26 protein-coding genes are annotated in these 23,462 nt (G+C 69.7%); 14 read left to right on the forward strand and 12 right to left on the reverse strand.

Translation table 11 applies throughout. From position 1 onward, the window contains the following. Window positions 1–34 precede the first annotated feature (34 nt). The 3 genes from JOE53_RS04715 to JOE53_RS15180 are packed head-to-tail and all read left to right on the forward strand — an operon-like array spanning window position 35 to window position 3,893. Complete coding sequence (locus JOE53_RS04715) at window positions 35–1,003, forward strand: FecCD family ABC transporter permease (RefSeq protein WP_271171049.1); 969 nt, start codon at window positions 35–37, stop codon at window positions 1,001–1,003. After that, window positions 1,000–2,016: a FecCD family ABC transporter permease gene (locus JOE53_RS04720; protein ID WP_204946930.1), complete on the forward strand. Its 1,017-nt coding sequence runs from the start codon at window positions 1,000–1,002 to the stop codon at window positions 2,014–2,016. Before JOE53_RS04715 ends, JOE53_RS04720 begins: the two co-directional genes overlap by 4 nt. Next, the gene (locus JOE53_RS15180; protein WP_373876955.1) at window positions 2,013–3,893 is read left to right on the forward strand and encodes an ATP-binding cassette domain-containing protein; all 1,881 of its coding nucleotides are present in this window, start codon (window positions 2,013–2,015) and stop codon (window positions 3,891–3,893) included. Before JOE53_RS04720 ends, JOE53_RS15180 begins: the two co-directional genes overlap by 4 nt. 67 nt (window positions 3,894–3,960) lie before the next feature. Here the strand turns inward: JOE53_RS15180 and JOE53_RS04735 are convergent, their stop codons facing one another. Next, entirely contained in the window at window positions 3,961–4,593 is a 633-nt protein-coding gene (locus tag JOE53_RS04735; protein ID WP_204946931.1) for a biotin transporter BioY, read from the reverse strand. 169 nt (window positions 4,594–4,762) lie between these two features. Between JOE53_RS04735 and JOE53_RS04740 the strand changes: the two genes are divergently transcribed. Beyond that, entirely contained in the window at window positions 4,763–5,326 is a 564-nt protein-coding gene (locus JOE53_RS04740; protein ID WP_051498885.1) for a GNAT family N-acetyltransferase, read from the forward strand. On the opposite strand, the gene JOE53_RS04745 is transcribed toward JOE53_RS04740, so the two are convergent. Further along, entirely contained in the window at window positions 5,273–5,839 is a 567-nt protein-coding gene (locus JOE53_RS04745) for a hypothetical protein (RefSeq protein ID WP_204946932.1), read from the reverse strand. The two genes, JOE53_RS04740 and JOE53_RS04745, sit on opposite strands and share 54 nt — an antisense overlap. A gap of 283 nt (window positions 5,840–6,122) precedes the next feature. On the opposite strand from JOE53_RS04745, the gene JOE53_RS04750 reads away from it, so the two are divergent. Next, entirely contained in the window at window positions 6,123–7,721 is a 1,599-nt protein-coding gene (locus JOE53_RS04750) for an ABC-F family ATP-binding cassette domain-containing protein (RefSeq protein ID WP_036290590.1), read from the forward strand. A gap of 24 nt (window positions 7,722–7,745) precedes the next feature. Here JOE53_RS04750 and JOE53_RS04755 read toward each other — a convergent pair whose 3' ends face one another. Genes JOE53_RS04755 through JOE53_RS04770 form a run of 4 tightly spaced genes read right to left on the reverse strand, consistent with a single transcriptional unit; the run spans window position 7,746 to window position 9,828 of the window. Beyond that, complete coding sequence (locus tag JOE53_RS04755) at window positions 7,746–8,666, reverse strand: SURF1 family cytochrome oxidase biogenesis protein (RefSeq protein WP_204946933.1); 921 nt, start codon at window positions 8,664–8,666, stop codon at window positions 7,746–7,748. Continuing rightward, entirely contained in the window at window positions 8,663–8,866 is a 204-nt protein-coding gene (locus JOE53_RS04760) for a hypothetical protein (RefSeq protein WP_005049304.1), read from the reverse strand. The genes JOE53_RS04755 and JOE53_RS04760 overlap by 4 nt, the downstream gene beginning before the upstream one ends. Further along, window positions 8,863–9,252, reverse strand: coding sequence for a DUF3099 domain-containing protein (locus JOE53_RS04765; protein ID WP_204946934.1), 390 nt, complete (start codon window positions 9,250–9,252; stop codon window positions 8,863–8,865). Before JOE53_RS04765 ends, JOE53_RS04760 begins: the two co-directional genes overlap by 4 nt. Before the next feature lie 51 nt (window positions 9,253–9,303). Further along, window positions 9,304–9,828 (reverse strand): DUF4190 domain-containing protein, encoded by a 525-nt coding sequence (locus JOE53_RS04770; protein ID WP_016465314.1) that lies wholly within the window; start codon window positions 9,826–9,828, stop codon window positions 9,304–9,306. Window positions 9,829–9,938: 110 nt separating this feature from the next. Between JOE53_RS04770 and JOE53_RS04775 the strand changes: the two genes are divergently transcribed. Further along, window positions 9,939–10,649 carry a beta-ketoacyl-ACP reductase gene (locus JOE53_RS04775; RefSeq protein ID WP_204946935.1) on the forward strand — a complete coding sequence of 237 codons (711 nt, stop codon included), beginning with the start codon at window positions 9,939–9,941 and terminating at the stop codon, window positions 10,647–10,649. A 38-nt stretch (window positions 10,650–10,687) separates the two neighbouring features. Here JOE53_RS04775 and JOE53_RS04780 read toward each other — a convergent pair whose 3' ends face one another. The 3 genes from JOE53_RS04780 to JOE53_RS04790 form a co-directional block, all read right to left on the reverse strand. Further along, a complete protein-coding gene (locus JOE53_RS04780) occupies window positions 10,688–11,407 on the reverse strand; it encodes an alpha/beta fold hydrolase (RefSeq protein ID WP_233449488.1) in 720 nt (239 codons plus the stop codon). Window positions 11,408–11,472: 65 nt separating this feature from the next. Continuing rightward, window positions 11,473–12,108: a phosphoserine phosphatase SerB gene (gene serB / locus JOE53_RS04785; RefSeq protein WP_204946936.1), complete on the reverse strand. Its 636-nt coding sequence runs from the start codon at window positions 12,106–12,108 to the stop codon at window positions 11,473–11,475. A gap of 19 nt (window positions 12,109–12,127) precedes the next feature. Next, window positions 12,128–13,372 carry a glucose-1-phosphate adenylyltransferase gene (locus JOE53_RS04790; protein ID WP_204946937.1) on the reverse strand — a complete coding sequence of 415 codons (1,245 nt, stop codon included), beginning with the start codon at window positions 13,370–13,372 and terminating at the stop codon, window positions 12,128–12,130. A gap of 46 nt (window positions 13,373–13,418) precedes the next feature. On the opposite strand from JOE53_RS04790, the gene glgA reads away from it, so the two are divergent. The 3 genes from glgA (at window position 13,419) to JOE53_RS04805 (ending at window position 15,854) form a co-directional block, all read left to right on the forward strand. Next, complete coding sequence (gene glgA, locus JOE53_RS04795; RefSeq protein WP_204946938.1) at window positions 13,419–14,612, forward strand: glycogen synthase; 1,194 nt, start codon at window positions 13,419–13,421, stop codon at window positions 14,610–14,612. A gap of 70 nt (window positions 14,613–14,682) precedes the next feature. After that, window positions 14,683–15,474 carry an ABC transporter ATP-binding protein gene (locus tag JOE53_RS04800; protein WP_204946939.1) on the forward strand — a complete coding sequence of 264 codons (792 nt, stop codon included), beginning with the start codon at window positions 14,683–14,685 and terminating at the stop codon, window positions 15,472–15,474. A 122-nt stretch (window positions 15,475–15,596) separates the two neighbouring features. Beyond that, window positions 15,597–15,854 carry a type B 50S ribosomal protein L31 gene (locus JOE53_RS04805; protein ID WP_036289266.1) on the forward strand — a complete coding sequence of 86 codons (258 nt, stop codon included), beginning with the start codon at window positions 15,597–15,599 and terminating at the stop codon, window positions 15,852–15,854. Between the two features lie 81 nt (window positions 15,855–15,935). Here JOE53_RS04805 and JOE53_RS04810 read toward each other — a convergent pair whose 3' ends face one another. Further along, complete coding sequence (locus JOE53_RS04810; RefSeq protein WP_373876954.1) at window positions 15,936–16,694, reverse strand: exonuclease domain-containing protein; 759 nt, start codon at window positions 16,692–16,694, stop codon at window positions 15,936–15,938. Between the two features lie 89 nt (window positions 16,695–16,783). Here JOE53_RS04810 and JOE53_RS04815 point away from each other — a divergent pair, with 89 nt between their 5' ends. Then, on the forward strand, window positions 16,784–17,683 hold the full coding sequence (locus JOE53_RS04815; protein ID WP_204946940.1) for an alpha/beta fold hydrolase: 900 nt from the start codon (window positions 16,784–16,786) through the stop codon (window positions 17,681–17,683). Here the strand turns inward: JOE53_RS04815 and JOE53_RS04820 are convergent. Then, a complete protein-coding gene (locus tag JOE53_RS04820) occupies window positions 17,643–18,203 on the reverse strand; it encodes a CGNR zinc finger domain-containing protein (protein ID WP_204946941.1) in 561 nt (186 codons plus the stop codon). The two genes, JOE53_RS04815 and JOE53_RS04820, sit on opposite strands and share 41 nt — an antisense overlap. A gap of 130 nt (window positions 18,204–18,333) precedes the next feature. Here JOE53_RS04820 and JOE53_RS04825 point away from each other — a divergent pair, with 130 nt between their 5' ends. Beyond that, entirely contained in the window at window positions 18,334–19,341 is a 1,008-nt protein-coding gene (locus JOE53_RS04825) for a DMT family transporter (protein ID WP_204948176.1), read from the forward strand. Here JOE53_RS04825 and JOE53_RS04830 read toward each other — a convergent pair. After that, window positions 19,271–19,750, reverse strand: coding sequence for an Lrp/AsnC family transcriptional regulator (locus JOE53_RS04830; protein WP_039416182.1), 480 nt, complete (start codon window positions 19,748–19,750; stop codon window positions 19,271–19,273). The two genes, JOE53_RS04825 and JOE53_RS04830, sit on opposite strands and share 71 nt — an antisense overlap. 177 nt (window positions 19,751–19,927) lie before the next feature. On the opposite strand from JOE53_RS04830, the gene pdhA reads away from it, so the two are divergent. Genes pdhA through JOE53_RS04845 form a run of 3 tightly spaced genes read left to right on the forward strand, consistent with a single transcriptional unit; the run spans window position 19,928 to window position 23,456 of the window. Further along, the gene (pdhA, locus tag JOE53_RS04835; protein WP_204946942.1) at window positions 19,928–21,049 is read left to right on the forward strand and encodes a pyruvate dehydrogenase (acetyl-transferring) E1 component subunit alpha; all 1,122 of its coding nucleotides are present in this window, start codon (window positions 19,928–19,930) and stop codon (window positions 21,047–21,049) included. After that, window positions 21,046–22,065, forward strand: a complete 1,020-nt coding sequence (locus JOE53_RS04840; RefSeq protein ID WP_204946943.1) for an alpha-ketoacid dehydrogenase subunit beta — start codon at window positions 21,046–21,048, stop codon at window positions 22,063–22,065. Before pdhA ends, JOE53_RS04840 begins: the two co-directional genes overlap by 4 nt. Then, window positions 22,062–23,456 carry a dihydrolipoamide acetyltransferase family protein gene (locus JOE53_RS04845; protein ID WP_204946944.1) on the forward strand — a complete coding sequence of 465 codons (1,395 nt, stop codon included), beginning with the start codon at window positions 22,062–22,064 and terminating at the stop codon, window positions 23,454–23,456. The genes JOE53_RS04840 and JOE53_RS04845 overlap by 4 nt, the downstream gene beginning before the upstream one ends. Window positions 23,457–23,462: the final 6 nt, after the last annotated feature.

Consider the following 23,462-nt stretch of genomic DNA (forward strand, 5'->3'; position numbering starts at 1 on the left):
GCCGGTACGACCGCGCCGAACCTTGGTCGTCGCGGTGACCGGAGCTGCCCTCCTGGCCGTTTTCGTCCTGCTCTCGCTGGGAGTCGGAGCGCGGCAGATCGCCCCGGTCGACGTGTGGCACGCGTTGGCGTCGTTCGACGCCGCCAACCCCGATCACATCGTGGTCGTCACACAGCGCGTGCCCCGCACCGTCATCGGCGTCTGCGCGGGCGCCGCGCTCGCCCTGGCGGGAACGGTCATGCAGGGCCTCACGCGCAACCCCTTTGCCGATCCCGGACTGCTCGGTCTGAACGCGGGGGCCTCCGTGGCCGTGCTCGCCGCGATCACGCTGTTCGGGATGTCGACGCCGGACGGCTTCGTCTGGTTCGCGTTCGGCGGCGCCGCCGTGGCGGCGGTCGCGGTCGCGCTGATCGGAGGCCGCGGGAACGAGGCCGGGCCTGCGCGACTCGCACTCACCGGCGCGGCCGTGACTGCCGGGCTCAGCGCGGTCACCTTCCTGATCCTCAACACCAACTCCTCCGCGCTCGACGTCTACCGGTACTGGGCGGCCGGAGGCCTGTCGACTCGAGGTCTGGATGCCGTCGCACTCGTGCTGCCCGCACTCGTCGTCGGTGCCGTTCTCGCCCTGGCATCCGCCCGCGGCCTCGACCTCTTCGCTCTCGGTGCGGACACCGCCGCCGGCCTCGGGCACGACGTCGGTCGCAGTCGCGTGCTCGGCATCGTCGCGACCGTGCTCCTGTGCGGCGGGGCGACCGCGATCGCCGGCCCGATCGTCTTCCTCGGGCTGCTCGTCCCGCACGCGCTGCGTGCCGTCGTCGGGGGCAGCTACGGGCGACTCCTGCCTCTCGGGATGCTCTACGGCGGGGTCTTCCTGTTGTTGGCCGATGTGGTGGGACGCGTCGTCGCGCCACCCGGCGAAGTGCAGGCCGGCATCGTCGTCGCGATCATCGGCGCCCCCGTCCTGATCGCACTCGTGCTGCAGCCGCGTCGGAGCATGCTGTGAGTGCCACCCTGGCCGTCCGCCGCGCCGCCGCCCGCCGTCACCGCATCGTGGTGAGCACGGTCATCGTCTTCGCCGTCGTCGCCGTCGTCGTCGCCGTCTCGGTGGGCGACTACCCGATCGCCCCCGACCGTCTCTGGGCGACGTTGACCGGGTCCGGGACGCGCATCGAGCAGTACGTCGTCTTCCAGGTGCGGGCGCCGCGCGCCGCCATGGCGCTGGTGGTCGGGGCCGCGCTGGGCGCCGCCGGAGCGCTCCTGCAGTCCTTCCTCGGCAACCCTCTGGCCAGTCCCGACCTGCTCGGCATCGCCGGTGGAAGCGGTCTCGCCGCCGTCACCGCGATCCTCGTCCTGGGGACCACCGGACCGCTCTTGGCGGTGTTCGCCTTCGCCGGCGGAGCCGCTGTCGCCGTCCTGCTCGCTCTTGCCGGACGCTCACTGCGCGACGGCGGGTTCCGCCTCATCCTGGCCGGCATCGCCGTCTCGTTCCTCACCGCCGCTCTCATCAACCTGTTGATGGTGCGTGCGAAGGTCGAGGAGGCGCGACTCGCGCTGCTGTGGCTCACGGGAAGCCTGTCCTCGACGCCGTGGTGGCAGGTGGTCTTGGTCGTGATCGTCATCATCGCGCTGCTTCCGGCGCTCGTCGTCGCATCGCGGTGGTTGCCGCTCGTGCAGCTGGGGCGGGAGAGCGCGCACGGGCTCGGCGTCGCCAGCGCGCCGGTTCGCCTGGTCGTCGTGACCAGCGCGGTGCTCCTCACCGCCGTGACCTGCGCCTTCGTCGGACCGATCTCCTTCATCGCGCTGTGCGCTCCCGCCATCGCCCGCGGGCTCCTGCGGCACGGCGCCGTCGGGGTCGGCACCAGCGCTGCGCTGGGCGCAGTTCTGCTGTCGGCCGCCGATCTCGTCGCCCAGTACGCCATCCCGGGCGTCAGCATGCCCGTCGGCATCGTGACCGGTGCGGTCGGCGCCCTCTTCCTGCTCTGGCTGCTCGCCACATCGAAAGGACGCCAGCTATGACGTCGTCTCCGGAGGCACCGCGCCTCGCCGCGCGTGCCCTCGCCGCCGGCTACCCCTCCCGACGTGTCATCGACGACCTCGACCTCGAGCTCGCTCCCGGGCGCGTCACGATGATCATCGGCGCCAACGCGTCGGGCAAGTCCACCTTGCTGGGAACGCTCGCCCGACTCCACCCGCCGCTCGCGGGTCGCGTGGAGATCGACGACGCGGATGTCCGCGGCATCCCGCGCCGTCAGCTGGCCCAGACGGTCGGTCTTCTTCCGCAGCATCCGACCGCGCCCGACGGCGTCACGGTGGCCGAGCTGGTCGGTCGGGGGCGGCATCCCCATCGCGGGCTGCTGCAGCGCTGGAGCGCCCAGGACACGGCGCGGGTGGACGAGGCGATGGCGTGGACGGGGATCACAGAGCTCGCCGAGCGTCCGGTGGGGGATCTGTCGGGAGGTCAGCGTCAGCGCGTCTGGATCGCGATGGCCCTGGCGCAGGATCCGCGCATCCTGCTGCTGGACGAGCCCACCACCTTCCTCGACCTCAGCCATCAGCTCGAGGTGCTCGACCTGCTGCGCGAACTCAACCGCGAGCGCGGGACGACTGTGGTTGCCGTGCTGCACGACCTCAATCTGGCGGCCCGCTACGCCGACGACCTCGTCGTCATGCACGCCGGCGCCATCATCGCCCATGGCGCTCCCACCGAGGTCATGACCGCCGAGACGATCCGCCGTGCCTTCGGACTGTCCGCACTGGTGATCCCCGACCCCCTCACCGCCACCCCGATCGTCATCCCCGTCCCGTCGACGAGCTCCGCTGCGCTCGTCGACGAGGCCACCCTGCACGTCCCTGAGAAAGGAAGACCCATGAGACGACTCCGCACAGCACTCGGACTCGCCGCGATCGCCGGAGTGACCGCGCTCCTGCTGTCGGGCTGCGCCGCCGGAGAAGCGGCGCCCGCCAGCTCCGAAAGCGTTGCGGGTAACGGCTTCCCCGTCACCATCACCTCCGCGCTCGGCGACGCGACGATCACGAAGAAGCCCGAGCGCATCGCGACATGGGGGTGGGGGGCGACGGATGCCGTCCTCGCTCTCGGCATCCAGCCCGTTGCGATCCCCGCCGACAACTACTCGGGCGGCGACGACAAGATGCCGCCGTGGATCGCGGATGCCGTCGACAAGCTCGGAGGCGCCAAGCCCACCATCCTCGACGTCAGCTCGAACGACATCCCCCTCGAGGAACTGCTGAAGACGAACCCGGATGTGCTGCTCGCCCCCTACTCGGGGCTCACGCAGAAGGACTACGACGCCATCACGGCGGCGGGTATCCCCGTCGTCGCCTACCCGACCGCGCCGTGGGCGACCCCCTGGCGTGATGTCATCACGATCACCGGCAAGGCTCTCGGCATGAGCACGCAGGCTGCCGACCTGCTGACGAGCCTCGACGCGCAGGTGAAGGACGCGGCCGCCGCTCACCCCGAGTTCGCCGGTGTCACGATCGCCTACGTGGACGACGACGTCGATACCTTCTACATGTATCTCCCGGCCGATCCCCGGGTGGAGGTCCTGCAGGACCTCGGCTTCGTCTCGCCGCCCAGCGTGACTTCCCTGGACAAGGGCGAGGGCACCTTCTACACCACGGTCAGCCAGGAGAACCTCGACAAGATCGATGCTCAGGTCATCTTCACGCAGGGCGAGGACCAGAAGACGCTCGACGAGTTCCTCGGCTCCGCGCGAGGTCAGTTGATCCCCGCCGTGAAGAAGGGGGCCGTGGCGGCGATGGTGGGCGCGGAGAACGTGGCGGCAGTCTCGCCGACCGCGCTGGCGCTGCCCTGGGCGTTGCCGACCATCACGCAGAGGCTGGCCGCTGCGGTGGCGGTCGCGAACGGCTGACGCCGCGAGAGACACGACGACGGCCCCGACCGCAGTGGTCGGGGCCGTCGTCGTTGCGCGGTGAGGGTCAGCGACCGGAGCGGCGCTCCAGGGCGCGGACGCCCGCCCAGGCAGCGGGGATCAGCAGCGCAGCGAGCGCGGCTTTGACGATGCCGCCAAGGATGAACGGGGTGACACCGGCGGCGAGGATCGCCTCGATACCGAGTCCCTTGCCGAGGACGGTGTTCAGGATGAAGGCCATGTAGGGCACACCGAACAGGAACGGGATCACGCTCGCCGCCACGAAGCCGACGAACGCGAGGACGGGACGTCGGTCCCACGCGCGCTCCGCGAACCATCCCGCGACGAAGGCGGCGAAGACGAAGCCGATGATGAACCCGAAGCTCGGCTTGGCGACGGCTGCGATGGTTCCCGTGAACCCGGCGAAGACCGGCAGACCCGCGAGGCCGGCGACGAGGTAGGTGAAGAGAGCGGCGGCGCCGCGACGGGCGCCGAGGGCGGCGCCCACGACGACGACGGCGAGAGTCTGTCCCGTGATCGGCACGGGCCAGAGCGGAACCTCGACCTGCGCGAGCACCGCGACCACGGCGGCGCCCGCGATCACGAGGGCTGTGTCCAGGGCGGCGGCGCGGGCCCGGTCGGTCGGGCGGGCGATGAGATCGGCGAGCACGAGGCGGCGGCCTGCGGCGGCGAGGGACATGCGGTCTCCTTCGAGAGGCGGACGGGTCACGGCTCAGCCTAGAGTCTCCCCACGCGGGCCACCTGGCCGAGATCGATGGAAGAGAGGACGATTCGTTGTCGCATCGAGACAATCTGACGGCGATAGCCCGTCGCGATCCCGGTCCCGCCTCGCTGACTACACTCGCCGCATGATGACTTTCACCGTTCGCTCCGCTCGTCCCGCGGATGCCGCCGGTATGGCGCGCGTGCACGTGGAGGGGTGGCGGCAGACGTACCGCGGCCTCATGGCTGACGAGATCCTCGACGCGCCCGACTTCGTGGACCGCCGCGAGCGCTTCTGGACCGCGGTGCTGGGCGACGACCCCCGCTTCGCGCAGGTCGCTGCGGCCGTCGCCCTCGTCGACGACGAGGTCGTGGGGATCGCGATGACCGGTCCCACCCCGGAAGAGGACCGGACGGATGGCACTCCGGATCGTGCGCTCCACGTGCTCTACGTCCTTGCCGATCACCACGGCACCGGCGTCGGCGCCGCTCTCCTGGACGCGGTGGCCCCAGCATCCGCAGCGCACATGCTGTGGGTGGCCGATCCCAATCCTCGCGCGCAGGCCTTCTATGCGAAGCACGGATTCGTGCCCGACGGAACCGTGCGTGTCGACGACGGCGTGCGCGAGCAGAGGATGACCCGTCCTGCTCGCTCGTCAGCCGCCGGCCGGAGGGATCTCGACGAGGCGGAACCAGCGGCCCCTCGGTGAGAGGCGCGCCCATACGGGGAGGAAGTGCGGATCGCTGACATGGCCGTCGAAGGTGACCCACTCGACGCCGCGAGCTGCCAGCACGTCGAGGGAGCGCCGGACGCAGGCCTCGATCAAGCGCTCACCGTCGGCCGTCTCCCTCCTCGTGGTCTCCGCCGTGAGGCACGAGGGTGTCGAGTCGTGATAGACGAGCGCCAGCGCGACGATCTCGCCGTCGACGACGGCGGCGCTGCTCGCGTCGCGGTCGACCTCGGCCTCGAGGTCTTCCGAGAGAGCCGCCGCGAAATCCGGAGCGACGGGCGACCAGCCCTCGTGCGTCCAGGCGTAGACGGCCGCGTTGGCATCGAGGACGTCGTCCCAGGGCAGATCGCGGACGCTCTGCACCGCCGGGTGCGGCCGCAGAACCGCGCGAGACGCCGCCGGCACGTCCGCGGGTGGCACCACCTGTATGGTCCGTGCTCCCAGGGCGTCGGCGAAGCCGAGTGCATCGTCGTCGACGTACCCGCGCGTCATGAAGGTCAGTGGCGCATCTCGCAGTGATGCCGGCGGCCACGGGGTGCCCGTCCACCTCCAGCACGCTCGAGCGGGTATGCGCATCACGCCATCGATCGGCGCGGAACGCGATCGTGCCGAGGAAGGGCAGCGTCAGATCGCCGTCGGTGAAGGGGCGCAATCGCATGGTCCCGAGTCTGGCACCTCTGGACTCGAGCGGCGGCCGACGCCGGACGTGGACGGTAGAATGGGAGGCTGGTCCGTCTCCGGGCCGTTCCCCATCCCCGACGAACGGACGTCCGCTGTGCTCGCCGTGCACGATCTCGAGATCCGCGTGGGCGCTCGCACGCTCATGTCGGAGGTGTCGTTCCGTGTCTCTGACGGCGACAAGATCGGTCTCGTCGGCCGAAACGGTGCCGGAAAGACCACGCTGACGAAGGTGCTGGCCGGCGACCTGCTGCCGGCCGACGGCAAGGTCGAGCGCTCGGGCGAGCTGGGCTACCTTCCGCAGGATCCGCGGTCCGGCGACCCCGAGATGCTCGCGCGCACCCGCATCCTCGATGCACGCGGACTCGGCACCCTGGCGCTGCAGATGCAGGAGGCGTCGATGCAGATGGGGGATGCCGACGAGAAGGTGGCCGCGAAGGCGATGCGCCGCTACGGCAACCTCATGGAGCGCTTCGAGGCGCTCGGCGGCTACACGGCCGAGTCCGAAGCGGCATCCATCGCCCACAACCTCTCGCTGCCGGATCGCATCCTCGACCAGCCGCTGAAGACGCTGTCCGGCGGCCAGCGTCGCCGCATCGAGCTTGCGCGGATCCTCTTCTCCGATGCGCAGACGATGATCCTCGACGAGCCCACCAACCACCTCGACGCCGACAGCGTCGTGTGGCTGCGGGAGTTCCTCAAGAACTACAAGGGCGGGCTCATCGTCATCAGCCACGACGTCGAACTCGTCGGCGAGACGGTCAACCGTGTCTTCTACCTCGACGCGATGCGCCAGGTCATCGACGTCTACAACATGAACTGGAAGAACTACCTGCGTCAGCGGGTCGCCGACGAGGAACGCCGCAAGAAGGAACGCGTCAACATCGAGAAGAAGGCGACGGCGCTGCAGCTGCAGGCCGCGCGTTTCGGTGCCAAGGCGTCCAAGGCCGCCGCGGCGCACCAGATGGTCGCGCGCGCCGAGAAGATGCTCTCCGGCCTCGAAGAGGTCCGCCAGGAGGACCGTGTCGCGAAGCTGCGCTTCCCGAAGCCGGCGCCCTGCGGCAAGACGCCGCTCATGGCGAAGAACCTCTCCAAGTCGTACGGATCGCTGGAGATCTTCACCGACGTCGACCTGGCCATCGATCGCGGGTCGAAGGTGGTCGTGCTCGGCCTCAACGGCGCCGGCAAGACCACACTGCTCAGGATCCTCGCCGGTGTGGACAAGGCCGACACCGGCGTCATCGAGCCCGGCCACGGCCTGAAGATCGGCTACTACGCCCAGGAGCACGAGAACCTCGACGTCAACCGCTCGGTCCTCGACAACATGATGTCGGCGGCGCCGGACATCAACGCCACCGAGGCGCGGAAGGTGCTCGGTTCGTTCCTGTTCACCGGCGACGACGTTCTCAAGCCCGCCGGTGTGCTCTCCGGCGGTGAGAAGACCCGCCTGTCGCTGGCGACGCTGGTCGTCTCCTCGGCGAACATGCTGCTGCTCGACGAACCGACCAACAACCTCGACCCCGCCTCGCGCGAGGAGATCCTCGGCGCGCTCGCCCACTACGAAGGCGCCGTCGTTCTCGTCTCCCACGACGAGGGCGCCGTTCAGGCACTCAACCCCGAGCGGGTGCTGATCCTGCCGGACGGTGTCGAGGACATCTGGGGCCGCGACTACGTCGACCTCATCACGCTCGCCTGAGCGCCGACGTGAGAACAGGGGCGCTCAGCGGGGCGTGAGCTCGTCGAGCAGGGCGTCCTCTTCCTGCATGTCGCGGTCGCGTCGCCGGGTCTCGCGCTGCTGTCGACGTCGACGGGCTGTCGCGGACGGCTCCGCCCCGTCCGCCGCCGCGGTCTCGGTCACCTCAGCCGCGGACGCCGCCGCCGCGTCTTCCGCATCCTCTCGCCGGTGACGGATCTCGGTGCGGATCATGTACCAGATGAAGACGAACCCCATCAGTGCGAAGAGGATCCACTGGATGGCGTACGAAAGATACGGTCCTGGGTCGTCCGACGGCGACTCGAGGGCGTTCGGCGCTTGCGAGGGGCTGGGCTGCTCCGATACCAGCAGTCCGTACGCGCTGGTGATCAGCGTGGGCTGAGCGGTGGTCTCCGCGACCAGAGGGAGATTGATCGTGGGCACCTGACCGTCCGGCGCGGAGCGTCCGGAGTTCGGCAGTGGCTCGCCCGGCTTCAGGCGGGCGATGACCTGCACCTGGCCCGAGGGGGGAGCGGGGATCGTGTCGGGCTCCGGCTGGGCTGAGCCCGGCGGCAGCCACCCGCGGTCGATGAGGAAGACCGCTCCCTCCACGGTTCGGAACGGGACGAGCACCTCGAAGGCGCTGGTCCCGCCGTGCGCGCGATTGCGGGCCAACAGCGTACGGTCTGTCAGGTACTCGCCGGTGAGGGTGACGGGGCGCCACTGGTCTGCGGGCGGGAACGTCCCGTCGGTGCCGATCACCTGGTCCAGTGGCACGGGAGCGGCGTCGTAGTTCGCGGCGACCAGCGCGAGCTGGCTGCTGCGGTCCGCGTTGCGCGTGAACTGCCAGTTCGACAGAAAGGCGCAGACGATGGCGAAGACGATCGCGATCGCGACGTACCCCGCCCAGCGCAGCGCGGTCTGCTGTCGGGCCGTGCGCCCGCTCATCTCGTCGCCTCCGCATCGATAGCGACGACGTCAACCGGAAAGTCGCGGGCGGCGAGATAGTCGCGTAGGTAGGCGACGTGGTCGTCGCAGGCGGTCCAGATCTTGCGTCGTTCGGGGGAGTGGATGCGCGGATTGCGCCACTGCACTTGCCACGACGCGGGCGCGCGGCAGCCTGTCCTCGAGCAGATGGCCGCGGTCATGTGTCGTCCGACGGTGTCCGGGGCGCGGGCGGCTGCCGCGAGGACTCGCTCAGTCTGATCACGCGGGGCGTCTCGTCGACCGCGGCGGTCGGGGCGTCCGACGGTGGACGCGGGGTCGGAGAGGCCTCGATCGCGCGCTCGGGGGCGATGGCACGTTCGGCCGATCCGGCGGCGACGTTGGCGATCACCACGGCGAAGTACGGAAGGAACATCGCTCCCGCTCCGAACAGCCAGGTGTACCAGCTGTAGGGGGTGACGGCCACCATCAGGACGAAGCAGATCACGCGAATGACCATCATCGTGAAGTACTTCGTCATGCGCGCGCTGGCGTCGTCACGCGGTGCGCGCGGCAACGAGGTGGCGGACTGAGGACGGGAGCTTTTCACGGTCCCCTCAGCCTACGCCGCGTGTGCGGCGCCAGCGTGGCGGCGCAGGGATCAGTACGAGCCGTAACGCGAGCTGGCGGCGGCCCCGAGGATGATGAAGAAGACGAAGAAGCCGATGATCAAGAGCGAGATCGCCACGCCGACCCATCCCACGATCACGCCCGCGAGGGCCATGCCGCGACCGCCCTCGCCCGTGCGCTTGATCTGGTTCAGCGAGAGGTGACCCATGACGGCGCCGCCGACCGATCCGATCAGAGGCAGGATCCAGACGAAGCCAAGAATCGAGGCGATCATCGAGATGATGGCGAGGACGTTCGTCTTCGGCGCGGTCGCCCCGTAGGAGGGGGCGGATCCGTAGACGGGGGGTGCGCCGGGCGCAGGCTGCACCGGCGCTCCGGCGCCCGCGCCGTACGCCGGAGGCGCGGAAGGGTAGGACGCCTGCGGGTAGGGCGGTGGCTGGTAGGCGGGCGGAGCCGGAGGCGTGTAGGGGGCATCCGCCGCAGGAGCCGGAGTCGGGGGCGTCACCGGCGGGGTGGCCGCGGCATCCGGGGACTGAGGGTTCGTCGCGTCGGTCATGATCTCTCCTGTCTCGCCGTGCCAGCCTATCGGGCACAGCGCCCGAGAGGGGAGCCGCCGTGTGCGCCGAGTAGGCTGGGGCGGTTACTCCCCAGCGAAACGGAGCCCCCATGTCGCACGATCGCGTCGTCCTCGTCACCGGCGGAAACCGCGGCATCGGCCGCGCGATCGCCGAGCGCTTCGTCGCCGAGGGGTACCGCACGGCGGTCACCGCCCGCTCCGGCGAGGGTCCTGAGGGCACGTTCACCGTACGCGCGGACGTGACGGATGCCGCGTCGCTGGATGCCGCGTTCACCGACGTCGAGAAGCAGCTCGGTCCCGTGGAGATCGTGGTCGCGAACGCGGGGATCACGAAGGACACGCTGCTGCTGCGGATGACGGAGGACGACTTCGACTCCGTCATGGCGACGAACCTGGGCGGCACCTTCCGCGTCGTCAAGCGCGCGTCCAAAGGCATGCTGCGGGCCAAGTGGGGGCGTGTCATCCTCATCTCCAGCGTCGTGGGCCTGTACGGCTCGCCGGGCCAGATCAACTACTCGTCGTCGAAGGCTGCGCTCGTCGGCTTCGCGCGCTCGCTGACCCGCGAGCTCGGAGGTCGTGGCATCACCGCCAACGTCGTCGCCCCCGGGTTCATCGAGACCGACATGACTGCCGAACTGCCCGAAGACACGCAGAACGAGTACAAGCGGAACATCCCCGCCGGCCGTTTCGCGACGCCCGACGAGGTCGCGGGTGTCGTCACGTGGCTGGCGTCGGAGGATGCCGCCTACATCTCGGGTGCTGTCATCCCCGTCGACGGCGGCCTCGGCATGGGGCACTGAGCGGCGTCAGTGCTTCGACGCGTGGCTGCGCTGCCCGCTCACCGCGGCGAGGACGCGGAGGGTGTTCGCGTGATGGCGGCGGCGATCGCGTCGCCCAGCCGCTGTGGCTGGGAGAACTGCGGCCAATGGCCGCTGCCGAGCCGGATGATCTCGCTGTCATCGATGGCGGCGAACTCGTCGGCATACCGGCCCCACTGTGCCAAGAAGCCACGGAACTCCTCGTCGTTCAGTGAGCCCGACAGCACCGTCACGGGAACCCGATAGCGACGCTCGTCCGTGAGTGAGATGGCATCGGTGGGGACCCGAGCCGGCACCGAGCGGGTCAGCGGTGCGGTGCGCGCCCGCGTCTGCGCGTCGAGATCAGCCACGTCGTCCTCGTCGAAGAAGTCCCAGCCGGGGAACGGCACGACGCCGTCGACGACGTCGAACTCCGAGATCATGCCCCCGTCGTGCGGCACCGCAGTATCGACCAGGACGACGCGGGTGACGCGTTCCGGGCGGGCATCCGCTGCACCCCATGCGACGTTGCCACCCCCGCTGTGGCCGACGACCGCAACCGGGCCGGCGGACTCGTCGATCGCGGCGACGGCCGCAGCAACCCAGTCGGCGATGCCGATACCGGCGCTCTCGTCGCCGGGGGCACCCAGGCCCGGCATCGTCAAGGGGCGTGGGCGCAATCCTGCCGCTCGCAACGGGGGAAGCACATCGTCCCACGACGATGCATCGAGCCAGAGGCCGGGAATCATGATGACGTCCATGCGCTGACGGTACGCCGTGCCACCGACATCGCGGCAGGGGTGCCAGCGGACGCGCTCGCGTCGGGTCAGGGAAGCAGCGGTATGAGCTCCCGCAGGTCGACGGGTCCGACGACGAGGTCGGCCTGCCGTCGCACCGCGGGCTTGGCGTTGAACGCGACACCGAGTCCGGCGACGGCCATCATCCGCAGGTCGTTCGCGCCGTCGCCCACGGCGATCGTGCGGGCGAGGGGAACACCGGATGCCGCGGCCCACTCGCGCAGTGCTGCCGCTTTGCCGGCGGCATCCACGATCTCGCCATCGACGAGGCCGGACAGCACGCCGCCGTCGACGGCCAGTCGATTCGCGCGCCACTCGTCGATTCCGAGCGGGGGTGCGATGACGTCCAGGATCTCGTGGAATCCGCCGGATACGACGGCGGCCCGCCCGCCGCGGGCGTGAATGGCGGCGACGAGCTCGACCGCTCCCGGGGTGGGCTCTACGCGCGCCCGCACGCGGTCGAAGGCGCTCAGCGGGACGCCGCGCAGCTCCGCCACGCGCGAGCGCAGACTCGTCGCGAAATCCACTTCACCGCGCATCGCCGCCTCGGTGGCCGCCGCGACTTCGGGGCCACGGCCGGCCTCGTCGGCGATGAGCTCGATGACTTCGTTGCGCAGCAGAGTGGAGTCGGCGTCGAACACGACGAGGAAGCGGGCGTCAGGCACCCGTCCAACCTATCGGCCGTCAGCGTGCGACGTAGGCGTTCTTCCCCACCACGGTGATGCCGCTGTCGGTCACGGTGAAGCCGCGCGCGAGATCGAAGGCGCGATCGACGCCGACCGTCGCCCCCGGCTCCAGCACGACGTTCTTGTCGAGGATCGCGCGATGCACCCGCGCGCCAGCACCGACCTGGACGTGATCGAAGAGCACGGAATCGGTGATGGTCGAGCCGCCGCCCGACAACGTCCACGGGCCGACCACGGAGCGCTCCAGATGGGTTCCCGACAGCACCGAGCCCAGTGACACGATCGAGTCGATCGCGTTGCCCATCCGGCCGACGCCGTCGCGCACGAACTTGGCGGGCGGCGAGTTCACCGACTGCGAGTGGATCGGCCAGTCGATGTTGTAGAGGTTGAAGATCGGCAGCGTCGAGATGAGATCCATGTGCGCGTCGAAGAACGAGTCGATCGTGCCCACATCCCGCCAGTAATCGCGGTCGCGGTCGGTCGAGCCCGGCACGTCGTTGCGCTTGAAGTCGTAGACCGCCGCCTCGCCGCGCCCCACGAAATAGGGGATGATGTCGCCGCCCATGTCGTGGTTCGAGCCCGGCAGTTCACCGTCCGCCTCCACCGCAGCGATGAGGGCGTCGGCGTCGAAGATGTAGTTGCCCATCGATGCCAGGACCTCGTGCGGCGCATCGGCCAGCCCGGTCGGGATCTGGGGCTTTTCGAGGAAGTCGCGGATCGTCACGTTGTCGCTGGGGTCGAGGTCGATCACCCCGAACTGGTTGGCGAGCCCGATGGGCTGGCGGATGCCGGCGACCGTCGCCTTGGCTCCCGACTCGATGTGCGCGGCGAGCATCTGCTCGAAGTCCATCCGGTACACGTGGTCGGCGCCGATCACCACCACGATGTCGGGCTTCTCGTCGTGGATGAGGTTCAGCGACTGCAGGATGGCGTCTGCCGAGCCCGAGAACCAGCGCTTGCCGAGACGCTGCTGGGCGGGCACCGACGCCACGTACGAGTTCAACAGAGCCGACATCCGCCAGGTCTGGGACACGTGCCGGTCGAGGCTGTGTGACTTGTACTGCGTCAGCACGACGATCTGGCGGAGCCCGGAGTTGATGAGGTTCGAGATCGCGAAGTCGATCAGCCGGTACTGGCCGCCGAAGGGCACCGCGGGTTTGGCTCTGTCCTCCGTCAGAGGCATGAGGCGCTTTCCCTCGCCGCCGGCGAGGATGATTCCGAAGACCTTCGGCGCTGCAGGCATGTCACCACACTAGGCCCCCGTTCGACCGTGTACTAGCGTTCGTGACATGCGCGTCGACATCGTCACCAAGGAGTACCCGCCCGAGATCTACGGCGGTGCGGGTGTCCACGTCACCGAACTCGTCTCGGCGCTGCGGCGGAGCATCGAGGTGCAGGTGCGTGCGTTCGGCGGCGACCGCGAGGAGGCCGACACGACGTCCTACGGCGTGCCGGTCGAGCTCGCCGGCGCCAACCCCGCGCTGCAGACGCTCGGCACGGACCTGGAGATCGTCGGCGGTGTCGCGGGCGCCGATGTGGTGCACTCGCACACGTGGTACGCGAACTTCGCGGGGCACCTCGCCTCGCTGTTGCACGGCATCCCGCACGTCGTGACGGCCCACTCACTCGAGCCGCTGCGACCGTGGAAGGCGGAGCAGCTCGGAGGCGGGTATGCCGTGTCGAGCTACATCGAGAAGACCGCGTACGAGAACGCCGCTGCCGTGATCGCGGTCAGCGACGGAATGCGCCGCGACATCCTGCGCAGCTATCCCTCGCTCGATCCCGCGAAAGTGCGCGTGATCTACAACGGGATCGACGTGGAGGCGTGGCATCCGCGGGAGGACCCTGCGCTTCTCGAGCGCTACGGCATCGATCCGAACCGCCCGTCGGTGGTGTTCGTCGGTCGTATCACCCGGCAGAAGGGCCTGCCCTATTTCCTTCGGGCCGCCGCCGAGCTGCCCGCAGACGTGCAGATCGTCCTCTGCGCCGGCGCTCCGGACACGCCGCAGATCATGGCCGAGGTCGAGGGTCTCGTCCGCGACCTCCAGGCGCGCCGGGACGGCGTGGTGTGGATCGACGAGTTCCTGCAGCGCGACCAGCTCTGCGCGATCCTGACGTCGGCCACCACCTTCGTGTGCCCGAGCGTCTACGAGCCGCTCGGCATCGTGAACCTCGAGGCGATGGCCTGCGGTGCCGCCGTCGTCGGCACCGCGACCGGCGGCATCCCCGAGGTCGTCGTCGACGGGGTCACCGGGCGGTTGGTTCCGATCGAGCAGGTGCAGGACGGGACCGGGACGCCCGTCGACCCCGACCGCTTCGTCGCCGATCTCGCGGCCGTGCTCACCGACGTGGTGTCCGACCCCGAGAGAGCGCGCGCGTACGGCGCGGCCGGCCGGGAACGCGCCGCCACGGCCTTCAGTTGGCAGGCGATCGCCGACGCCACGGAGGCTCTCTACCGTGAGGTCGCCGAGCGCGCGGACTGAGTGCGCGGACTGCGTGCGCGTCCGGCGCGTACCGCCGGGATGGCCGGGATGCCCCCGATAGGCTGGGGGCATGCCTCAGGTGCTCGAATTCGTCGATGTCGTCGTCCGCCGCAATGCTCGCAACATCATCGATCGCATCGACTGGCACGTCGCCGACGATGAGCGCTGGGTGGTCCTCGGACCCAACGGTGCCGGCAAGACCACCATCCTGCAGCTCGCGGCGACGCTGATCCACCCGACATCGGGTGAGGTCACGATCCTGGACGAGCGTCTCGGACGCACCGACGTGTTCGATCTGCGGCCGCGCATCGGGTTCGCGTCGTCGGCGATGGCCCGCCGGGTTCCGCCGGAGGAGACGGTGCTCGACGTCGTCCTGACCGCTGCGTTCTCCGTGCTCGGGCGCTGGAACGAGACCTACGAGACGATCGACGAGCGTCGCGCACGCCGCGTGTTGGCCGAGTGGAAGCTGGACCACCTCGCCGAGCGCACCTTCGGGACTCTGTCCGACGGCGAGCAGAAGCGGGTGCAGATCGCCCGCGCCGTGATGACCGATCCGGAGCTGTTGCTGCTCGATGAGCCGACGGCGAGCCTCGACCTCGGCGCGCGCGAAGAGCTTCTCGAGCTGCTCAGCGGCTACGCGCAGGCGCCGACGACGCCGGCTATGGTGATGGTGACCCATCACGTCGAGGAGATCCCCGTCGGATTCACCCACGTCCTGCTCCTTCGCGACGGCGCTGTCGTGGCCGCGGGACCGCTCCAGGAGACGCTCACCGCGGAGAACCTCTCGGCCACCTTTGGCATGCCGATCGCCCTGACCGAGGAGGGCGGGCGCTACGCCGCGCGGGCTACGCACGGCGACTGAGATCCGGATTCTTCCGAGCGGCCTCAGGCTGGTATGATCGATCCTTGGTGCATGCGCGCCCGCGCCCGCATCACAGACTTCCCTCGCCCTGGCAAAATCCAGGGCACCACGTTAGGAACCCCATGAAGACTGACATCCACCCCGAGTACCAGGCGGTCGTGTTCCGCGACCTCGGCTCCGGCGAGACCTTCCTGACCCGTTCGACGGTCACGAGCGACAAGACGATCGAGCTCGACGGTGAGACCTACCCGGTCATCGACGTCGAAATCTCCTCGGCCTCGCACCCGTTCTACACGGGCAAGCAGCGCATCATGGACTCGGCCGGTCGCGTCGAGAAGTTCAACCAGCGCTTCAAGAACTTCGGCGGTTCGAGCAAGTAATCCGAATCCCGCGAAAGCCCCGCTCCGGCGGGGCTTTCGTCGTGGTGGGCGTCGAACGCCCACCACGACGCGAGCGGTCGATCAGCGGATCGGCCAGCTGCCGTCGAGGCGGTCGTCGGGGTCGAGTCGGCCGATGCGGATGAAGTAATCGGTGAGGCTGTCGGCCTGCGCGCGTGCCCACCCGATCTGACGGGTGTGCAGCTCGTGGACGGGTGCATCGAGCTCGAACCGTCGTGCCAGCGCCTGTGCGACCCGGCCCGCCGCGATCGCGTCGGCGGCCGCGTCGTGCGCGCCGACGAGCGGCACGGCGTAATGCGCCGCGACGGCTTCGAGGGTGCGCTTGCCGCGGCGGAAGCGGTCGTGTGCTTTGTCCAGCACGAGGGGATCGATGACCGGCGACGGCTCCAGGATCGGCGGGATGCCGTGTCGGAGCGCCTCGTATTTGAGCAGCGAGAAGTCGAACGGGGCGTTGTAGGCCACCACCGGGATGCCGGCGTCCAGCAGATCGCGCAGTGCAGAGACGACCTCCGCGATCACGGAGGGCGCGGCCGAGCCGTGCGCGCGGGCGTGTGCCGTCGTGATGCCGTGGACGGCGGTGGCGCCCTCGGGGATGTCGATACCCGGATCGGCAAGCCATGACCGCGCCCGAACGGCCGTGCCGCTGGCGTCGAGGAGACCGACATGGGCCGTGACGATACGGTCGGAGGTCACGTCGACGCCGGTCGTCTCCAGATCGAAGACGCCCACGGCATCCGCCCAGCCGAGGCGGGCAGGCCGGGTGGGAGCGATCGCGGCGGCCGGATCCTCCTCCCACAGGGGAATCGTCTGCCACGTCTGCATGCCCCCGAGGTTATGCGTGGGCGCCGACATCGCGGCGCAGGCGCGCGGGCACGACCGCCGGCGAGGGGGCAGCCTTCTAGACTTCTGGGATGACCGTCGCCTCGCCCTACGCCGACCGCCTGGCCGCCATCGCCGTGGGGCGCGACGAGATCGAGATCTCCGGGACGCGGACGGCGTACTGGGTGTACGGAGATCCCGCGGCGCCGATCACGCTCGTCGCCGTGCACGGATACCGCGGTGACCACCACGGACTGGAGCCGGTCGTGGCCTACCTCGACGGCATCCGCGTCATCTCGCCCGACCTCCCCGGGTTCGGTGAGACGCCACCGCTTCCGGGAGTGGAGCACACACTCGACGCCTACGCGCAGTGGCTGCGCGTCTTCGTGGATGCCGTGGCGCCGGGAGCCGTCGTGCTGGGGCACTCCTTCGGGTCGATCGTCGTCGCCGCGGCGGTCGCCGCAGGACTGCAGACCCCGCGCGTGATCCTCGTCAACCCGATCGGTGCCCCGGCACTGGAGGGGCCGCGCGGCGTCCTCACGCGACTGGCGGTGCTCTACTACCGCCTCGGCGCGAAGCTGCCGAAGCGGATCGGTGACGCGCTCCTGCGAAACCGCATGATCGTCCGCGTGATGAGCGTCTCGATGGCCAAGACCCGTGACCCGCTGCTGCGCCGCTTCATCCACGACCAGCACGACACCTACTTCTCCCTCTTCCACGATCGTGACGTGCTGTACGAGGGTTTCGTCACCTCCGTCTCGAACGACGTCCGCCGCTTCGCACCGGCGATCGCGCAGCCGACGCTGCTGATCGCCGCGGAAAAGGACGACATCACGCCGATCGAGGCCGAGCGGCGGCTGCAAGGGATGTTCCCCGACGCCGAGCTGGTCGAGATCCCCGCGGTCGGCCACCTCATCCACTACGAGACTCCGCAGGTGGCCGCAGAGGCGGTCAGGCTTTTTCTCGCGCCTTCCGGCGACGGTACGCGTTGACGTTCATGCGGTTGCCGCAGTTTCCGGTGTCGCAGTAGCGCTTCGAACCGTTCTTCGAGAAGTCGACATAGACCGACTCGCAGTCGTCCGCCGCGCAGACGCGGACGCGATCCCACGCATCGGAGCGGATGACGTCGACGAACGCCATCGCCGATTCCACGAGCATGCGCATCGCCAGGGGGGCGTCGGGCGCCGTGGCATGGATGTGCCAATCGAACTGATCGTGGATGACGAGTTGGGGCAGTGCCCGACCATCGCGCAGCATCGCGTTGACGAGCGGCACGGCGCGGTCGCGATCGACGTCCCACAGCGCCCGAAGGCGCGAGCGGTTCGCGCGGACGGCGGTGAGCTCGGCGGCATCTCGGCGGAAGGCTCCGGTGTAGGAGAACTCGGCGAGGTAGGCTGCCAGATCCGCCTGCGTCTGGAGGCGGTCGACGCCGGATGTGTCGGTGTCCGGCAGGGTGTTGACCAGGGCTGCGGCGGCACGCAGAGACATTTGGGTGTCATGGATGAAGACCACGTTGACTCCTGACCTCGCCGGGCGATAGTGTCACCAGTGTATTCGCTGTTCAGTCATGACAGCCCGCACTCGAACCCGAGGACCGCCGGTGTCTCGCACCGCTTCATCCGCCCGCACGACGGGGATCGTCATGGCCGTCGTCTCGGCCCTCGCCTTCTCTTCGAGCGGACCGCTGGTCAAGCCGCTGCTCGAGGCCGGGTGGTCGCTCTCGGCGGCGCTGGTCGTGCGCATGGGACTCGCCGCGCTGATCCTGTCGCCCGCTCTCGTGCGTGCGGCGCGGCGTGAGCGCGGATTCCTCCGCCGGCACGCCCTCTCGCTCGTCGCGTTCGGGCTCATCCCGGTGCTGGGGTGTCAGCTGCTGTTCTTCTCCGCGATGCAGCGCATGCCCGTCGCCGTCGCGCTTCTCATCCAGTACCTCGCGCCGGTGATGCTCGTCGGATTCGTCTGGATCCGTACGCGACGCGCCCCGTCGCGACTCGTGATCATCGGATCCGTCGTCGCGATCGTGGGACTCGTGCTCGTCGTCGACGTCACCGGCGCCCGATTCGACCTGCTGGGCACGCTGCTGGCCCTGGGCGCGGCACTCTGCGTCTGTGTCTATTTCGTGATGAGCGAGCGCACCGGCGACGACCTGCCTCCGCTCGCGCTGGCCGCCGGCGGGCTGATGGTCGGGGCCGGTCTCGTGCTCCTGCTGGCGGTCGTCGGTGCGATGCCCCTGTCCGCGCCGGCCGTCACGCTCACGTTCCGAGGGATCGATGTTCCCGGCATCCTCGCCCTCGGGTGGGTCGGAGCCGTCGGAACGACCCTCGGCTATGCCTTCGGGGTCATGGCCGTGCCTCGCGTAGGCGCTCGATTGGCGTCGTTCATCGGCCTCAGCGAAGTGCTCTTCGCGCTCGGCTTCGCCTGGCTCCTCCTCGGCGAGGCCCCATCGCCGGTCCAGATCATCGGCGGTGCGGTGCTGTTGGCGGGGGTGGTGCTCGTGCGAATGGATGCCGGCGCCGCACCTCGCGCCCCGCTTGCGGCGGATGCCGTGCTGCCGCCGACGCCCGAGTTCTCGCCCGGCGAGGTCAGCGGATCGCGTCCTCCCGTGCCGACTCCAGGAGTGGGCGGATCCGATATCCGATCACTTCGCCCATGACCAACGACGTTTCGGTGCGTTCGACCCCGTCGATCGCGAGGATCCGCGCGTCGACGTCGAACAGGTGCTGGGTGTCGCGCGCAGCGACGCGCACCAGCAGGTCGACCTGCCCGCTCATGCCGTAGGCCTGCACCACCTCGGGGAGCGTCGCGATCGCCTGCGTGATGCGAGGCAACTCCGCCTGGCGCACGGTGACGCTCACCATCGCTTCGATCGGCAGGCCCAGTGCGAGCGGGGGGATGGCCCGTTCGAACGACTGGAAGACGCCGCCGCGCTCCAGGCGCGCCAGCCGCGCCTGCACGGTGTTGCGGGACAGCCCGAGCCGTTCGGCGAGCGCCACGACCGTGGCGCGGTGATCGTCGGCGAGCGCGTTCAACAAGTCGAGGTCGACGCGGTCAAGAGGTCCCATACTGCCCAACTGTACCAGCAGCAGCCGGTGCCACATGGGCAACATGATCAGTGCGAGCAAAGATGCTTGAGCTAGGTGCCAGTTCGACGTAATCTTCCACGCAACCGGCGACGAGGCCGGCCCGGGCGGCCGCCGCGGTCCACAAGACAGCGGCTGAGCCAGAGAGGGATGACGACGATGTACACCCTGACGACAGACGAAGCGATGACCGCGCTCGACGACACGGCGCGACTGCTGACCCCCGACGGGTGCCGCATCGCGGACGCGCGGCTGGACCCCTGGGTCGAGGACCTGGACGGCGCCGCGCTGCGCAGTCTGTACCGCGATATGGCGATCGCGCGCCGGATGGATGCCGAGGGTGTGGCGCTCCAGCGCCAGGGTCACCTCGGACTGTGGGCGCCCGCTCAGGGACAGGAGGCGATCGCCGTCGGGACGGCGCGCGCCTGCCGCGCCGACGACTTCCTCTTTCCGAGCTACCGCGAGCTGAGCATCGCGATCCTTCGCGGCGGAGTGCCCGCCGACCTCGTTCTCGCCTGGCGCGGCGAGGTGCACTCCACGTACGACCCCTTCGAGCTCCGCCTGGCATCACCGCAGATCATCATCGGCGCCCAGACCCTCCATGCCGTCGGATACGCGATGGGTATCCAGCGCGATGGTGGCGATCAGGTGGCGGTGACCTACTTCGGCGACGGAGCGTCAAGCCAGGGCGATGTCAACGAGGCGATGGTGTTCGCGTCGTCGTTCACGGCCCCCGTCGTCTTTGTCTGCTCGAACAACCAGTGGGCGATCTCCGAGCCGGTCGCGGTGCAGTCGCGCTTCCCGATCGCGGGTCGCGCCCCCGGCTTCGGCATCCCCAGCATGCGGGTGGATGGCAACGATGTGCTGGCGTGCACAGCGGCGATGCGCTGGGCGCTGGAGCACGCCCGTCGCGGTGGAGGTCCCGTGTTCCTCGAGGCCGTGACGTATCGCATGGGTCCCCACACCACCTCGGACGACCCCACGCGCTACCGGGACCGCGAAGAACTCGAGGCGTGGCGGGCGCGCGACCCGCTGACGCGCCTGGAGGCGTTCCTGCGCGCCGCCGGTGACCTCGACGATGAGACGATCGCCGCGATCGGGAGGGAGGCCGACGGGCTCGCCGCGCAGATGCGTGAGGCGGTGCTCACGGCGCGCACCCGGCCGGCGATCGAGGTTTTCGATGACGTGTACTGCGAACCGCACACCGGCCTCGAGCATCAGCGCGCGCGTTTTGCGGCGTATCTGGACTCGTTCGCCGCCGACGCGGGGAGTGCGCGATGACGTCGCTGACGATGGGCGCGGCGCTGACGGCGGGCCTGCACCGGGCCATGGCGGCCGATGAGCGCGTGATCGTCATGGGCGAGGACATCGGCCGCCTCGGCGGCGTGTTCCGCATCACCGACGGCCTCCTCGATGAGTTCGGCCCCACGCGCGTCATCGACACCCCGCTCGCAGAGTCCGGCATCGTCGGCACGGCGGTCGGACTCGCGATGCGCGGGTTCCGCCCCGTCGTTGAGATCCAGTTCGACGGGTTCGTGTACCCGGCCTTCGACCAGATCGTCTGTCAGGTGGCCAAGCTGCACTACCGCACGCGCGGGCGCGTTCACATGCCGCTGACCATCCGCATCCCCTGGGCGGGAGGCGTCGGCGCCGTCGAGCACCACTCGGAGTCGCCCGAGGCGTACTTCGTGCACACGGCGGGGCTGCGCGTGGTGGCCGTCTCGAATCCCCAGGATGCGTACACCATGCTGCAGCAGGCGATCGCGAGTGACGATCCGGTGGTCTTCTTCGAGCCCAAGCGGCTGTATCACACGAAGGGCGAGGTCGATCTCGACGGCGACGTGGCCGATGCCGCTCCCATGGGTCTCGCGCGCGTCGAGCGAGAAGGTTCCGACGTCACGCTGATCGCCTACGGCGCGCAGGTGGCGACGGCGCTGGATGCCGCGCTCGCCGCCGAGGACGACGGCATCTCCATCGAGGTCATCGACCTGCGTTCGCTCTCACCCGTCGACTACCGCACGGTCGCGGCATCCGTCCGCAAGACGGGTCGCGTCGTGGTCACGCATGAGGCCGGTGGTGAGGCCGGCGTGGGCGCCGAGGTCATCGCCAGTATCACCGAGCAGTGCTTCCACTATCTCGAAGCGCCTCCGCAGCGTGTGACGGGACACGACATCCCGTATCCGCCGGCCAAGCTGGAAAAGCACCACCTGCCCGACCTCGATCGGATCCTCGACGCCGTCGATCGCGTTCTCGACCGGCCGAACAGCCTCACGTCGGCGGCAGGGGTGGAACGATGATCGCGGAGTTCCTCCTTCCCGACCTCGGCGAGGGGCTGCCCGAAGCGGAGATCGTGCAGTGGCTCGTCGCCCAGGGCGATGACGTGCGTCTGAATCAGCCCATCGCCGAAGTCGAGACCGCCAAGGCGATCGTCGAGCTGCCCTCGCCCTTCGCCGGCACCGTGAGCGCGCTCCACGCCGCCGCCGGCGACGTCGTGGAGGTGGGCTCTCCTCTGATCGCGTTCGAGGTCGAGGCTCCCGCGTCGACACCCGGTGCCGCGCCCGAGCCGGGGCCCGCGGGCGCCGGGCGAGCGGAGCCCGAGCCCCCGCTGCCGAACCTCGTCGGATACGGCGCTGCGCCACGCGGCACGGGACGCCCGCAGCGCCGCGCCCGCGCGGGCGCGCGCCCCGACGAGCTCCAGGTCACCCAGACGGCCGCCGCACAGGTCATGCACGACGCCCCGCATGACGTGGTGACGCCGCTGAGGGATGACGTAGGTGATGAGCGTCCGCGCTCGACTCCGCCGGTGCGCGCCTATGCACGTGAGCGCGGCGTCGACCTGGCGCTCGTCGAGGCATCCGGGGTCACCGGGATCATCCGACGCGACGACATCGACCAGTTCCTCGCCGGTCGCACCCTGAGCGCACCGGGCGCGTCGCCGGCTGATGCGCAGCGGGTGCCGCCCGCTGGGGCCGGACGGGCGGCCGGAGACCGGGAGACGCGCCTGCCGATCCGCGGCGTCCGCAAGCACACGGCCGCGGCGATGGTGCGCAGCGCCTTCACCGCCCCGCATGTCACGACGTTCCTGGAGGTCGATGTCACGGAGGCGACGCGGTTCGTCGCGAGCCTGCGCACCGACCGGCGACTGGACGGTCACCGCGTCGGCATCATGGCGGTGGCGGCGAAGGCCGTGTGTCTGGCGCTGCGTGCCGAGCCGACGTTGAACGCCGCGTGGGACGAGGAGGCCGGTGAGATCGTGCAGTACCACTACGTCAACCTCGGCATCGCCGCCGCCACGGAGCGCGGCCTCGTCGTCCCGCACGTCGCCGACGCCGACAGCCTCAGTCTGATCGAGCTCGCCGATGAGATCGGTCGTCTGGCGGAGACCGCGCGTTCGGGACGCACGAGCCCGTCCGCCCTCAGCGGCGGGACGTTCTCCATCACCAACTTCGGCGTCTTCGGGATCGACGCAGGTACGCCCATCCTCAACCCCGGCGAGGCCGGCATTCTCGGTCTGGGGTCGGTACGCCGTCGGCCCTGGGAGCACGAGGGCGACATCGTGCTGCGTGACGTGATGACGCTGAGCCTGTCATTCGACCACCGGCTGGTGGACGGTCAGCAGGCGTCGCGTTTCCTGACGGCGGTCGGTGACATCCTGCGCGAGCCGGGGCGTGCGCTGCTGTTCGGGTGAGCGGTG

The organism is Microbacterium laevaniformans (assembly GCF_016907555.1).
Classification (GTDB): domain Bacteria; phylum Actinomycetota; class Actinomycetes; order Actinomycetales; family Microbacteriaceae; genus Microbacterium; species Microbacterium laevaniformans.